The 14509-nt window shown below is 32.8% G+C and carries 11 protein-coding genes; all 11 read left to right on the top strand.

Annotated elements, in window-relative coordinates; translation table 11 throughout:
• Positions 1-37: 37 nt before the first annotated feature.
• The 11 genes from FS935_RS05340 (at position 38) to FS935_RS05290 (ending at position 14464) form a co-directional block, all read left to right on the top strand.
• Positions 38-1522, top strand: a complete 1485-nt coding sequence (locus FS935_RS05340) for a tagaturonate reductase (protein ID WP_146946544.1) — start codon at positions 38-40, stop codon at positions 1520-1522.
• On the top strand, positions 1506-2996 hold the full coding sequence (locus FS935_RS05335; RefSeq protein WP_146946542.1) for a UxaA family hydrolase: 1491 nt from the start codon (positions 1506-1508) through the stop codon (positions 2994-2996). The genes FS935_RS05340 and FS935_RS05335 overlap by 17 nt, the downstream gene beginning before the upstream one ends.
• A 412-nt stretch (positions 2997-3408) precedes the next feature.
• Complete coding sequence (locus FS935_RS05330) at positions 3409-4356, top strand: carbohydrate ABC transporter permease (protein ID WP_146946540.1); 948 nt, start codon at positions 3409-3411, stop codon at positions 4354-4356.
• Between the two features lies 1 nt (position 4357).
• Entirely contained in the window at positions 4358-5194 is an 837-nt protein-coding gene (locus FS935_RS05325) for a carbohydrate ABC transporter permease (protein ID WP_146946538.1), read from the top strand.
• A 187-nt stretch (positions 5195-5381) separates the two neighbouring features.
• The gene (locus tag FS935_RS05320) at positions 5382-6725 is read left to right on the top strand and encodes an ABC transporter substrate-binding protein (protein WP_240050827.1); all 1344 of its coding nucleotides are present in this window, start codon (positions 5382-5384) and stop codon (positions 6723-6725) included.
• A gap of 123 nt (positions 6726-6848) precedes the next feature.
• The gene (locus FS935_RS05315) at positions 6849-8009 is read left to right on the top strand and encodes an oligogalacturonate lyase family protein (protein WP_146946536.1); all 1161 of its coding nucleotides are present in this window, start codon (positions 6849-6851) and stop codon (positions 8007-8009) included.
• Between the two features lie 11 nt (positions 8010-8020).
• Positions 8021-8344: a cupin domain-containing protein gene (locus FS935_RS05310; protein ID WP_146946534.1), complete on the top strand. Its 324-nt coding sequence runs from the start codon at positions 8021-8023 to the stop codon at positions 8342-8344.
• Positions 8345-8443: 99 nt separating this feature from the next.
• Positions 8444-9556 carry a glycoside hydrolase family 88/105 protein gene (locus FS935_RS05305; RefSeq protein ID WP_146946532.1) on the top strand — a complete coding sequence of 371 codons (1113 nt, stop codon included), beginning with the start codon at positions 8444-8446 and terminating at the stop codon, positions 9554-9556.
• A 69-nt stretch (positions 9557-9625) separates the two neighbouring features.
• Positions 9626-10942, top strand: coding sequence for a pectate lyase family protein (locus tag FS935_RS05300; protein WP_275669583.1), 1317 nt, complete (start codon positions 9626-9628; stop codon positions 10940-10942).
• A gap of 150 nt (positions 10943-11092) precedes the next feature.
• Entirely contained in the window at positions 11093-12883 is a 1791-nt protein-coding gene (locus tag FS935_RS05295) for a sensor histidine kinase (RefSeq protein WP_146946530.1), read from the top strand.
• A 12-nt stretch (positions 12884-12895) separates the two neighbouring features.
• Positions 12896-14464 (top strand): response regulator transcription factor, encoded by a 1569-nt coding sequence (locus FS935_RS05290; RefSeq protein WP_158638544.1) that lies wholly within the window; start codon positions 12896-12898, stop codon positions 14462-14464.
• Positions 14465-14509 lie beyond the last annotated feature (45 nt).

Raw genomic sequence — 14509 nt, 5'->3', positions numbered from 1 at the left:
AATCCATTGTTAACGTGTGCATAAAGGGGGAGATGTAATGGAACGACTATCAAAGTCCTTATTGAATGTTGAGCATGAGTTTCCTGAAAAAGTTCTTCAATTTGGAACTGGTAATTTTTTGCGAGCATTTTGTGACTGGCAAATTCATGAGATGAATAAGCATGGACTATTTAAGGGTAGTGTTGTTGTGGTTCAATCTACCGAGAATGGTGCAGTGGATTTAATCAATGAACAGGAAGGGTTGTATACCTTATATTTACAAGGAATGATGAATAATACTTCTATTAATGAGCATGAGGTTATTCAGTCAATAAGTAGAGGAATTAACCTTTTTAATGAATATGAAAAATATTTGAACATGGCTAAAAATCCTGATTTGCGATTTATTATATCGAATACAACTGAAGCTGGGATATCGTATGTTCAAAATGACACATTAACAGATGTTCCTCAGAAAAGCTTTCCAGCAAAATTAACTGCTTTTTTATACGAAAGATATCAATATTTCAATGGTGATGTTTCAAAGGGTTTAATCATTCTTCCTTGTGAATTAATCGAAGATAATGGCATGAAATTAAAAACCATTATTCAAAAGCATGCTAAAAACTGGCCATTACCTAAAGAATTTAGTGAATGGTTAAATGCTGCAAATACCTTCTGCAATACATTGGTTGATCGTATTGTGCCAGGCTTTCCAAAGGATAGTGTAAAAGAAAAAACGGAAGAATTGGGTTATAGAGATGACCTCATAGTTGTGGGTGAAAAATACCATCTGTTTGTTATAGAAGGTCCAGAGTTGTTAAAGGAAGAATTTCCTGCTCATAAGATTGGCTTGAATGTTCATATAGTCAATGATTTACATTCTTACCGCCTAAAGAAGGTGAGAATATTGAATGGTGCGCATACATTAATGACACCTGTAGCCTTTTTATCAGGTTTGAACACTGTTAGAGAAGCTGTAACAGCAGATGTTGTAAAAGATTATATACAGACAGTAATCAATGAAGAAATAATACCAAGCATGAATTTTCCTCAAGAAGAAATGAGGCAATATGCAAACGATGTAAGTGATCGATTTAAAAATCCGTTTATTCATCATTATTTATTAAGCATCTCGTTAAACTCTATTTCAAAATTTAAAACAAGACTTTTACCAACTTTAATGGATTATGAAAAGAAATTTAACATGCTACCAAAAGGAATTGTTTTTTCACTAAGTTCATTGATTTATTTTTACCGTGGATATCGAGGAGAAGAAAAAATAAATCTTATAGATGATCAAGATATTATCGCTTTATTTCAAAAGCTATGGAGTAACTGTAATGAAAGTGATAATAGCATAAAAAATTTGGTAAAAAACATTTTATCAGAAAAATCCATTTGGGGTTACGATTTGACTGAAATTAAGTATATGACAAATTCTGTTACAAAGCACTTAATAGATATCAGTAAATATGGGATGGTCGAGGCTTTACAACAGCTTTCTACTACAAAGGGTGAAGCAAATGAAATCATTCATTAAAATCCACAAAAATGATAACGTCGCTATCTCTATTCGTAACTTAACCAAAGGAGAAATTATTGAAAATGAAGATCTTACACTAACTTTAAAGGAAGATATACCAAAGGGACATAAGTTTTCTTTATATGAGATAAATGGTGATGAGAACATAGTAAAATATGGTTTTCCAATTGGTCATGCCACCGAAAAGATCGAAGAAGGATTCTGGGTACATTCACATAATATGAAAACAAATTTGTCTGGTGTAGAAGAATATGAGTACAAACAAAAGCAACGACCATTAACCTATAAACAAGAAGGATTAACTTTTAAAGGATATCGAAGAGATAATGGTCAAGTAGGAATAAGAAATGAGCTCTGGATCGTGCCAACAGTAGGTTGTGTGAATGGTATTGCTGATCAAATCATCCAAGAATTTAAAAATCAGGTTGGGAATTCTATGCCTTTTGATTCTATTCAAGTTTTAAAACATAATTATGGATGCTCACAGCTTGGTGATGATCATGTAAATACACGAACGATTTTAGGAAATGCAGTAAAACATCCTAATGCTGGTGGAGTTTTGGTATTAGGTCTTGGTTGCGAAAATAATGATATAGACGAATTTAGAGATTCTTTAGGAGTTATTAATGAGCACCGAATTAAGTTTTTACGTTCACAAGAGGTAGCAAATGAAATTGATGAAGGTTTAAAGCTTTTACTTTCAATTTATGAAAGTGCTAAAAAAGATAAAAGAGAAGATGTTCCAATATCGGAACTGAAGGTAGGACTAAAATGTGGTGGATCTGATGGGTTTTCGGGAATTACTGCAAATCCTTTATTAGGTAAACTATCAGACTATTTAATTGCCCAGAACGCAACAACTGTCTTAACAGAAGTTCCTGAAATGTTTGGAGCAGAGAAATTACTTATGGAACGTGCTGTTAATGAAGAAGTATATAGAAAAATAGTATCTTTAATTAATGATTTTAAGCACTATTTCCAAAGCTATAATCAACCAGTTTATGAAAATCCGTCACCTGGTAATAAAGCTGGAGGTATAACAACTCTTGAGGATAAATCCCTTGGATGTACACAAAAAGCAGGATCTGCTCCAGTGGTAGATGTGTTAAAGTATGGTGAAAGAATTAAGTCAAGGGGGTTAAACCTGTTAAATGCACCTGGAAATGATTTAGTAGCTTCAACAGCTTTAGCAGCTTCAGGTTGTCAAATGGTTTTATTTACAACAGGCCGTGGAACACCTTTCGGGTCATTTGTTCCTACGATGAAGATATCAACGAATACAGAAATCTATGAAACAAAGCCACATTGGATTGATTTTAATGCTGGAACAATTATTGAAGATCAAGAGCCTGAGACTTTATTAAGAAGTTTCATCGACTATATTATTAAGGTTGCTAGTGGAGAATTAGTAAATCATGAGAAAAATCACTTTCGTGAAATGGCCATTTTTAAAAACGGTGTAACGTTATGAAATGCGACTGGGACATAATTATTTAAGCTAATGTTAAACCCGAATTATTAGGAGATTTTTTAATTAATCGCCAAATAGTTCGGGTTTTTATTTGCCATCTTCAATAGAGTTTTTGATTTTGCATACTAATTTAAGAACTAGTTGAAAGCGAGTGTCTGCAGCGCAATGGAACGAACTCATTTTTTTCAAATTAACTGAATTTAAATTTATTCGTCTTTTTGTATGACTTCTTTAACTATGTCTCAGACTCTATTTCTGGTTTTGTAAATACAAATAATATTATTATGTAAACTAAAATATTTGGAGAAATTATAATGTTCTAAAGATATCAAACAAACATCGAAAGATTTTTAATTATTAATGTTAGCGTTTTCATATACAATTATTTTAGAAAGGGGGAAGGTGATATAACATGAGTGTTCAAAGTAAAGTAGATCTCTCCACATATCCTAATCATGGAAACAAGGTAAAAAGAAAATTGAATTTATCAAGAATGGTGCCGTACCTTTTTATTGCACCTACAACATTTATCATCATAGCTTTTCTATTTTATCCAATTGGTACTGTATTTTATTATAGTCTACAAAACTATGATTTATCTGCTCCATATTATAATGGATTTATTGGTTTGGAAAATTTCGCAAAGATCTTTACAGAAGATAAGCTATTTATTCCTAGCTTAGTAAATACATTAAAATGGGTTGTCTCACAGGTTGGTTTACAGCTTGTTTTCGGAATCATTGTTGCTCTATTATTGAATCAAAAATTTAAGTTCCGAGGATTTTTTAGAGCTGCTGCCTTTATTCCTTGGGCGATATCAGGTGTTTTGGCTGCTGTAATGTGGTCTCTTATGTATAACGAGCATATGGGTGTAATTAATGATTTATTAATGCGATTAGGCATTATTAATGAAAGCAAGGCGTGGTTAGCTGATACAACAACAGCATTTGGAGCTGTTATTATAGCAGAGCTTTGGAGAGGGATCCCGTTTTTCGCTATTACTTTATTAGCTGCTTTGCAAAGTATTCCTGAAGAGCTTTATGAAGCTGCAAAAGTAGATGGAGCAGGAAGATGGAAATCCTTTCTTCACATTACGTTACCACAGTTGAAAAATACGATTATCTTAACAACTTTGCTACGAACAATCTGGGAGTTTAATAATGTTGATTTAATATTCAATTTAACTGGTGGAGGACCTGCACATGATACAACAACATTAACAATGTATATTGCAGAACAAGCTGTTCACGGAAGTAATTTTGGATACGGTTCAGCATTAACCGTCATATCATTTGGAATTCTCTTACTATTTGCGATGTTTTATCTGAAAATTACCCGTTTTGAAAGAGAGGAGGGATAACATGAATTCTTCGCAAACCAAACTTGATCGTTTGATCACATTTCGTTTACCGCTAGCGATCATGATTGCTTTTACAATGTTTCCATTCTATTGGACGATTAACACGGCATTTAAGTATGATGGAGACATTATTAAAAGACCATTAGAATATATTCCATCTTCACCAACAATTGAAAATTTTGTTATAGCATGGAGTAATGTTGGATTTTCAACCTACTTTAAAAATAGTTTACTTATCGGTTTATGTACAGTTGTAATTGTTATTATTTTGTCGACATTATCTGGTTATGCTTTAAGTCGATATAAATTTAAAGGAAAAAGAGCATTTCTTTTGATGTTACTTTGCACACAATTTATTCCTAGATCGATGCTAATTATTCCTTTGTTTATCATCTTCAAAAATTTAGGTTTAATTAGTAGTCCTCTTTCGTTAATTATTACGTACACAGCTGTTGAGCTTCCTTTTACAACAGTGTTGATGAATGGTTTTATTTCTAATGTTCCTAAACAACTAGAAGAGGCTGCTATGATCGATGGTTGCAATCGCTTGCAAGCGATAAGATATGTTATTTTTCCATTACTTGTCCCTGGTATTGTTGCTACAGGTGTTTTTACCTTCATTTATACATGGAATGAATTTTTACTAGCCTTAATGCTTACCAATCAACAGCATATGTTCACATTGCCAGTTGGTTTAAGTTATATGATGGGTGAATTTAATGTAAATTATGGTGCATTAGCAGCTGGAAGTGTAATTGCTTTAATTCCTGCTATTATCTTATTCTCATTCGCACAAAAGCATCTTGTAAATGGCTTAGGCGGGGCTGTAAAAGGTTAAATTAGAATGAATGATAATATACGTACTGGTTTAAGAGTTTGAAAGTGGCTTATATCTACTAGGGATGATGGTCTGCAAAATTTTGATGTTTTAAGCTAACACACGGGGTAATTTGTGAAATTGTCTATAAGGTATAAAACAATCTTCTAGACAATTTTTCTTTCTAATAACAAAGGGGGTTTAATTTATGAGGTATCAAAAAATATTGGGGACTTTAATGACTTCTGCTTTAGCGATTTCATTGGTATTAAGTGGTTGTAGTAGTAAAGAAACAACAGAAGTAAAAGATAGTGGTGGGAAAACAGATAGCTCAGATCAAAAAGTAACTCTTACATTTTGGGATGAAAATGCAGGTCCACAACGTACTCCAATATGGGAGGAGTTAATTAGTAGATTTGAAGCGAAGAATCCAGATATTGATGTTGAATACGTGGGCTTACCAAAGGATTCTGCAAAGCAGAAGTTAGACGCAGCCATTGCAGCAGATGATATGCCAGATGTTGCGAGTCTACAAACAAGCTGGCTGCCTGAATTTTCATTAAGAGAAGCATTACTTCCATTGGATGATTATTATAGTCAGTGGAATGAAAAAGACAAAATTAATAAAAGTGCAATCGAGTTTAATAAAGACATTGTTTTAGATAATAAATTATATGGAATTCCCTACACACAAAATTTAGATATATTATGGTATCGTGCAGATTGGTTTAAAGAAGCAAGTATATCACCTCCAGAATCTTGGGATGAATTTTTTACAGCCATAAAATCAATGACAGATAAAGATAATAACCGTTATGGTTTTACAATCCGTGGTGGTGCAGGTGGGTCTTTCCAATTGCAAAGAATGCTTTATGCTTACTCTGGTATTGAGGATTATATTACAGAGGATGGCAAGAGTACGATTAATGACCCAAAGCATGTTAAGTTTTTAGAAGAATACTTAAGCCTTTATAAAGAATATACACCGAAAAGTGATATTACAAATGGCTATAAAGAAATGATTGCGGGTTTTGATACAGGTGCTGTAGCAATGGTTCACCATAATATTGGTTCATATGGTGAGCATAGTGAATCACTAGAAGAAGGTCAATATGCAGCATTACCACTTCCAAAATCTGAAGATGGAAAATATGTTGCTGAAGGCGGTAATACAATTGGTATTAGTGTTTTCAAAACTACGGAAAATCCTGATGCAGCATGGGAGCTAGTTAGTTTCTTAAATTCTGCAGAAAGTCAAAGCTACTGGAATGAACAAGTTGGTCAAATCCCAACTAACTCTGATGTCTTAAATGAAGAATGGGTTCAAAATTCTCAGCATATTGAAACAGCATTTAAAGTATATGAAGATCCAAATCTAGTGCTTTATAAGCCAGCGTTTTATTTACCTGATTACAGATCAATTTTAGATAATGTTGTTGATCCTGGTACACAATCTGTTATGAGTGGAAAAACCACTGTTCAAGAATTTTTAGATGAATGGGCAAAAGCAATTGAAGACTCACAGAAAAAATATGAAGAACATGTGAACTAAAATAAGGGAAGCAAAAGGCGCATTAAGGAAAGATTTCTATCCTTCTTAACTAACTGGAAAAGTCTGTGGCGATTCCTCGCTTCTACAGACTTCTCCTTTAAGAAAAATAGTGAGGTGACTTCATTGATTGGAAAAGTATATTCTTCTGAATTTAAAAGCTATCAAGATGAAAAAACGGGAAGAATCGTTACACAATTAACAACAAATGGTTCAAATAATTTTCATTTTTACTTTACAGATAACTCTTTCACTTATGGAAACAACGAAATCCTTTTTTTATCAGATCGTGCCTCAATTGCAGCAAATATTTTTAATCTTTTTAAGATGGACCTTCATACAGGAGAAATGACTCAATTAACAGATGAAAAGGTCGGAATTACTCCAGGTTATATGACGAAAACACCTGAAAGTGATCTTGTCGTGTATGTTACAGAAAATAAAATCAGAAAGCTGAATGTAATTACACTTGAAAATCAGATCATTTATGAAGAAAAAGGGAAAGTTCATTTAGGGCACCCTCATATTTCTCCAAATAAACGGTATGTTGGAATAGCAAGAAATGAAGAAGCTGAAATTGAACGTGGTGCAAATTATAAAGGCTTTAAAGAAACAATGTATGCTACAAAAAAAGGGTGGATCACACTTATTTCGTTGGATGGAGATGAAGCCGTTGATGTATATGAGGACACACATTGGTTAGGTCATTTTCAATTTTCACCAGATGATGATACAGTAGCAATGTTTTGTCATGAAGGTCCTTGGAATCTAGTGCATCAGCGCATATGGATTTTGGATTTGATTAATAGAACTGTCAAAGCTTGCTTCAGACAAGGTGAGGATGACTGTGTAGGACATGAATTTTGGACCCGTGATGGTCTTATTTTCTTTGATAATCGACGTAAAGGTCATGATGGGACAATCACAGTGAATAAAACACAAGCAACAATTCAGGATGAACATACAAATCAAGTTCCATATATCGGTTTTGTTGATAAAAAAGGAAGTATAAAAAGAAAGCTTGATTTACCGTATTATTGTAATCATTATCACAGTAATGAACAAAATACCTTATTAGTTGGGGATGAGGTTGAAGATTTAGTATTAATAAATATTGAAGGCGATAAAGCTGAGATTGAAACTTTATGTTCCCATCATACAAGCTGGATAACCCAAAATACTCATTGTCATCCAACCTTTAGCTGGGATAATAAAAATATTTTATATACAAGTGATCGTGACGGTGTGTGTAATCTTTATCTTATAAATCTTGAAAAGAAATGTTAGGAGGAGAAAATATGTTTGTAAAGGGAGAAGTTGTTGAGTCTGTTGAAGCCGCAAATGGTGTAAGTAGGAAGCTACTTTCAAGAGGTGGTGGACTTATGATGACCGAAGTAACATTTGAAAAGGACGCAATTGGTGATATTCATTACCATATACATGAGCAAATTAGCTATATCGTCCAAGGGAGCTTTGAATTTAATTTAGATGGTGAAAAGAAGGTTGTACAAAAAGGAGATAGTATTTTTATCCCCTCAAATGCACCACATGGAGTAAAAGCATTAGAGCAAAATTCTATTATTCTAGATATCTTCACTCCACAAAGGGAGGATTTTTTATAATCTATTAGGACATTATTTGATTACTGCCTTTTAGGTACTCGTGATAATGAAGAAAACAGATATTTCAGAGCTTGATTTTAATAAAGAAAGGATGTCCTGATGGAAAAGAAACAATACGGAGTCCAAGTTTATGAAGTAAATCCCTTGAGTTCTGCAGAAATAGCGTGTAAAACCCTTATGAGTACCTATAAACCTGAAGAATTGCCTCCCGCTAATGTTTGGCATTATCACCAAGGTGTGTTTTTATACGGCATGCTAAAAGTCTGGGAAGTGACAAAAAATCAGGAATACTTCCAATATATCAAGAGTTATTTTGATCTCTTAATTGATAAAAATGGTAATTTCTTATTTGCTAGAGATGAACTTGATTCAATACAGGCGGGTATTCTTCTTTTTCCGCTTTATGAAGAAACGCAGGATCGTCGCTACTTAATTGCAGCAAAAAAGCTTAGACATTTGTTTTTTTCGATAAATAAAACGAGGGAAGGAGGGTTTTGGCATAAAGATAAGTATCCTTATCAGATGTGGCTAGATGGTCTATTTATGGCTGGACCTTTTGCATTAATGTATGATAAGCATTTTCAAGAAAGTGATTTCATTGAACAGGTTTTATATCAGGAAAAGCTTATGAGAAAAAATATGAAAAATGAAGACACTGGACTATTTTATCATGCATGGGATGAGACAAAAACCATGCCATGGGCAAATAAAGAAACAGGTTGTTCTCCAGAATTTTGGGGAAGATCTGTAGGTTGGTATGGAACAGCCCTTATCGATATATTAGATTTGCTTCCGGTAACTCATCCCTCAAGAAACGAATTAATAACAGAGCTGCAGCAGTTGATAAAGTCGTTAGTGAGCTTTCAAGATAAACAAACAGGCTTATGGTATCAAATTGTGAACAAAGGGAATCTTCATGATAACTGGCTAGAATCCTCATGCTCTAGTTTGTTTATTTATACTATTTCACGTGCTATTGAAAAAAATTACGTTGAAGAAGAATATCTATTAAATATCAACAAAGCATATCAAGGCTTACTAGAAAATATGACTGAAACAACTGATGGAAAGTGGAATTTAAAAGGTATTTGTATCGGTACTTCTGCAGGAGATTATGATTACTATGTTAATAGACCAACATCGAAAAATGATCTACATGGAGTTGGAGCGTTTGTTTTGGCGAGTATGGCATTAGAAAAAATAATGAAATAGATTTTTATCTAAGAACTTGTTTTGTGTTTTGTTCATTAAAAAATCAAAGGGGTGACCGGTTTGAAGACTATTATTAAAATAGGTCTTGTAGGTGCATTGGTTTTTGGAACATTTTCTTCTGTTCATGCAAGTCCCAAAGAGTTAGGTGATGAAGTACTTGGTAAAAAAGATGGATGGGCGTCATATGGTGAAGGTACAACCGGGGGATCTAAAGCAGACCAAAAGCATATTTACCGAGTTTCGACTAAGGTTGAACTGATCGATGCCTTAGGTGGAGATAATAGTAAAAATGCTAAGAATGATATTGATAAAATAATTTATGTGGAAGGTACAATTGAGTTAAATGTTGATGAAAATAATAACCCAATTGGTCCAGAATATTATGAAGATCCTGATTATGATTTTGATGATTATTTGGCTACATATGCTCCAGAGGTATGGGGTTATGAACGTGAAGTTTTTGGTAACTTGGAGAATGCTCGCGAGCGGTCACAACAAAATCAGAAAAAAGAGATTGTTATTAATATAGGTTCAAACACATCTATTATTGGATTAAAAGATGATGCGAAAATTATCGGTGGAAGCTTAATGATGAACGGTGTTGAAAATATTATTATTCGTAATATTGAATTTGAAGCACCTCTTGATTATTTCCCACAGTGGGATCCAACTGATGGTGACGTAGGAGAGTGGAATTCTGAATATGATAATGTTTCGATAACAAATGGAACACATCATGTATGGATCGATCATAACACATTTAGTGATGGAGAAAACCATGATCAAAAATCTGGCACCTATTTTGGACGTTTATATCAGCAGCATGATGGTTTATTAGACATAACAAATGGAGCGAATTATGTAACAGTTTCGTACAATGTCTTTAAAGATCATGATAAAGTTTCCATTATTGGTTCAAGTGATAGTAAAACATCAGATCGTGACCATTTAAAGGTTACATTACATCATAATCATTATAAAAACTTAACACAACGTCTACCAAGGGTTCGCTACGGAGAAGTTCATGTTTATAATAATTTCTATGAATTTACAAAGCACTCAGATTACCAATTTGATTATGCATTTGGAGTAGGTGTTGAATCAAAGATTTACGCAGAAAATAATTATTTTAAATTTGATTATGAAGTCGATCCTGCAGCCATTATTAAAAATTGGAAGGGTTCATCTATTTACGAAAGTGGATCATATGTTAATGGGAAAAGTAAACACCATAAAGTAGATTTACTAGATGTTCATAACAAGTCAAATGTTGTGAAGCTAAACGAAAACGTCAACTGGAAGCCTTTTTTATTCAACAAAATTCATCCAACTCAAAGTGTACCTGCACATGTAAAGAGTATGGCTGGTGCAGGACAGCTGCACTAATATAATAAAGAATGAGTGAATGGGATCTGCACCTCTTCACTCATTCTTGGAAAATCCTTCAAATTCCCCTTTACCAATTAATAGATATACAGTATTCTAGCACTAATAACTCTAATTGATTTTCGAGCAGAGCATGTGGGGTAATGTGAGATGCTAAAAAAGTTAATTCCGCTTTATTCAACAAGATCATTTAAAACGACGATTATTAGTTTGTATTTACCTGTCATTATTTTCTTTATCTTGCTTATCTCTTGGATTTCTTATTTGCTTGCTGCAAGTCAAATTCAAGAAAATGCCTATCAAAACATTAATGATACGGTCTTTCAGACAAAACATCACCTTGAAAACAGACTTACAGATGTGTTTGAACAGTTAGTATCACTATCGAATGATCCCAAAACTTTATCTATCATTACGAAAGATCCTTCAGAAATCACTCCAGAAGATTATATTGCGATGGATGAATATATAAACAGAATATATTTAAATCATAATTCCATGATTGAATCGGTATTAGTTGATTTACATCGCGGTCATTTCACATTAAGTAAACACGATCAACAAGCAGAGCAAATTCAATTTGATTATGATAAATATATGAAGAACTATAAAGGAAGTAAGGAAGGATTTTATTGGAGAAACCTTCATAAAGATGATGTGTTTTTAAATAAAAATAGTCCAAATGAAGTGATAAGTGTTTTTAAGTTAATTGGTAATGAACGTTCACAGGTTAATGGTGCTTTATTATTTAATATTCGCACAGATTTTTTTGAAAGGGTTTTCAATAAATCTTTGATTGGTGATAATGGATATTTAACGTTAGTTAGCAAAGAAGGGTATATGAAATCTAAAACAGTAGAAGAAGAATACCAATTAGATGAAACTGTCCTCAATTATCTTCATACACGTACGGAGGAACAAGGTCAGTTTGAATATCAAAAACCAAATGGAAAGAAAATGATCGTTATTTTTGATACGTTAGGTGTTAACAAGTGGAAGGTAGCGGCTGTTTTTCCTGAAGAAGATATATTGAAGAAAGCAAATTACATTAAATATCTGACTATATTTGTGATTATGATCTTAATTGTCATCGCTGTTATGATTGCTAATGTTATAGCGAAGTTCATTACAGAGCCAATAAGCTCATTAGTCAAAAATATAGAAAGTGTTAATGAGAAAAATGTCCATGTAGATCTTCCAGATTTTCAAAATGCTCCAAAAGAAATGGTGATTTTAAATAATGGTATAAAGAATTTAATGACGAAGATTAATAGTTTATTAAATCAAGTCAAATTAGATCAAGAAGAAAAACGCCAACTCGAATTCTCGGTCATACATGCACAAATAAATCCTCATTTTTTATATAACACCCTATATTCAATAAAAGGACTATGTGATATGGGAATGAATAAAGAAGCAAGTGATATGATCAGTGCGTTATCAACCTTTTTTAGAATTAGTATTAGTAAAGGAAAAGAAATCATTAAGATAAAAGATGAAATTGAGCATATTCAGAATTATTTATATATCCAAGAAATGCGTTATGGTGACGACTTCAATTATACATTTGATATTGATCAAAGAATATTAAGCTATCAAACAGTTAAACTCACATTACAGCCATTAATTGAGAATGCAATTTATCATGGAGTAAAGCAATCGCGAGGAATGGGAGAAATTCAAATTATTGGCTATGAAAAAGAAAATGAGATTATCTTTCATGTTATTGATAATGGTCACGGTATGAATGAACAGAATCTAAATAAAATCAGAGCTGAAATAAGTAATAAACATCACTCGTCAAGTAATATAGGCATTGGTTTAAGAAGTGTCCATGAACGAATGAAAATCCACTTTGGGGATCAATATGGTCTCACTTTTAGCAGCAAGCTTGGTGAAGGAACAAATGTAACCGTTACTATTCCAAAAGTAAGAGAGTAGGTGAAACGTTTTATGCATAAAGTTGTGATCGTTGATGATGATCGAATTATTCGTAGAGGGTTGATACAGACCATCCCTTGGGAGGAAAACGGTATTAAAGTAGTTGGGGAAGCTGGTGACGGTGAGAAGGGCTTAGAATTAATACGTTCAAAAAACCCACAAATTGTTGTTTCTGATATCAAGATGCCTTTTATGAATGGTTTAGAAATGGCACAGAAAATTAGAGGCGAATTTCCGACTATGAAAATAATTTTGCTTACAGGATATGACGATTTTAAATATGCTCAAGAGGCTATCAAAATAAGAGCATTTGATTATCTATTAAAACCAGTTGACAGTCTAGACTTAGTAAGGAAGGTAAAAGAAGCAGCAATTGAACTAGATAAAGAAGTAGAAGCGATTTCCAAGCTAAATGATGCGTTACCCCTTTTACAACAAGAATTTTTAAAGAATTTAATATATGGAAAAATACCTGAAAGTGAAATTCAGCAGAGTCTTTTCGAGGAGTTAAACCTTAACTTAAAGGGACCTTTTTACGCGACAATAATCGCTAGTAGCAGAGAAGAGAAGGATTCCTTTTATACAGGAGAAATAAAGAAATTATCTACTGATTTAGTAGTAACAAGAAAAGATGAAATACAAGGAATTGAATTTATCAAAAATCAACATGAATTAGTAATGATCTTCTCATGTTTTTCATTAGTAGATAATAGTTTCTTAAAGAAGTTAGCTGAAGAGCTTAAACATCTGCTAAAACATCATATTGATGTTGATTTAACAATCTCGTTAGGAAATTTATATAAAGGAATACATCATCTTAGTACTTCTTTCGAAGAAGCAAGAATGGCAATGGATTTCAGTCATGTTTCTGGCAAACAAAGAATTATATCTGTATCTGATATAAATCTTTCTGATAAAAAGTTAGATGTGATCCTAGAAGGGGAAGAATTAGAACTTCTCCAAAAAATCAGTCTTGGGTTAGTTTGTGAAGTAGAGGCTTTTTATGAAAATCTACAAAAATTACTTCTTAATCATTACCACTCTCTACAAGATGTTCATTTTATTGCTTTAAAACTATTAATCGCATTAAATAATAAAGCTAGTCATGATGCTGTAGTCTGGGTTGAAGATACAAATTTTAATTTAACAAGTTTATATCAAGAAATTTATCGTTTGCATACAATTCAAGATATTATAGAGAAACTTGAAGATATATCTGTAAGTTTAGCTCATTATTTACAAGCTGAAAATTCTAGAAGAAAGGTATCTGTTGTTGATATGGCTATTTCATTTCTTGAAGAGAATTACCATCAAGAAAGATTGTCGTTGCAAAAAATATCTTCCAAAGTTCATGTCAGTCCTGCATATTTAAGTAACTTGTTTAAGGTTGAAAAAGGGAAGAACTTTGGAGAGTTTTTGTTAGAAATAAGAATGGAAAAAGCAATGGAGCTTATTCGAAAAGAAAATTTAAAAACCTACGAAGTTGCAGAAAAGGTAGGATATAGTAATCCTCAATATTTTAGTATTTGCTTCAAAAAATACACAAATTACTCACCTGCTGAATTTAAGAAGTTATCGTAAGTTATTCTTTATGATAAAAAAAGCTTTGAGTGTAAATCAAAGAAT

It is taken from the genome of Metabacillus litoralis, from assembly GCF_007994985.1.
GTDB lineage: Bacteria > Bacillota > Bacilli > Bacillales > Bacillaceae > Metabacillus > Metabacillus litoralis.
The sequence above is the reverse complement of the archived record's forward strand: the minus strand, read 5'-3'. Positions and strand labels throughout refer to the sequence as shown.

Excerpts from the sequence above, each read along its gene's own strand:
- FS935_RS05340 (WP_146946544.1), top strand. The coding sequence starts at position 38 with ATGGAACGACTATCAAAGTCCTTATTGAATGTTGAGCATGAGTTTCCT.
- FS935_RS05335 (WP_146946542.1), top strand. The coding sequence starts at position 1,506 with ATGAAATCATTCATTAAAATCCACAAAAATGATAACGTCGCTATCTCT.
- FS935_RS05330 (WP_146946540.1), top strand. The coding sequence starts at position 3,409 with ATGAGTGTTCAAAGTAAAGTAGATCTCTCCACATATCCTAATCATGGA.
- FS935_RS05325 (WP_146946538.1), top strand. The coding sequence starts at position 4,358 with ATGAATTCTTCGCAAACCAAACTTGATCGTTTGATCACATTTCGTTTA.
- FS935_RS05320 (WP_240050827.1), top strand. The coding sequence starts at position 5,382 with ATGAGGTATCAAAAAATATTGGGGACTTTAATGACTTCTGCTTTAGCG.
- FS935_RS05310 (WP_146946534.1), top strand. The coding sequence starts at position 8,021 with ATGTTTGTAAAGGGAGAAGTTGTTGAGTCTGTTGAAGCCGCAAATGGT.
- FS935_RS05305 (WP_146946532.1), top strand. The coding sequence starts at position 8,444 with ATGGAAAAGAAACAATACGGAGTCCAAGTTTATGAAGTAAATCCCTTG.
- FS935_RS05295 (WP_146946530.1), top strand. The coding sequence starts at position 11,093 with ATGCTAAAAAAGTTAATTCCGCTTTATTCAACAAGATCATTTAAAACG.
- FS935_RS05290 (WP_158638544.1), top strand. The coding sequence starts at position 12,896 with ATGCATAAAGTTGTGATCGTTGATGATGATCGAATTATTCGTAGAGGG.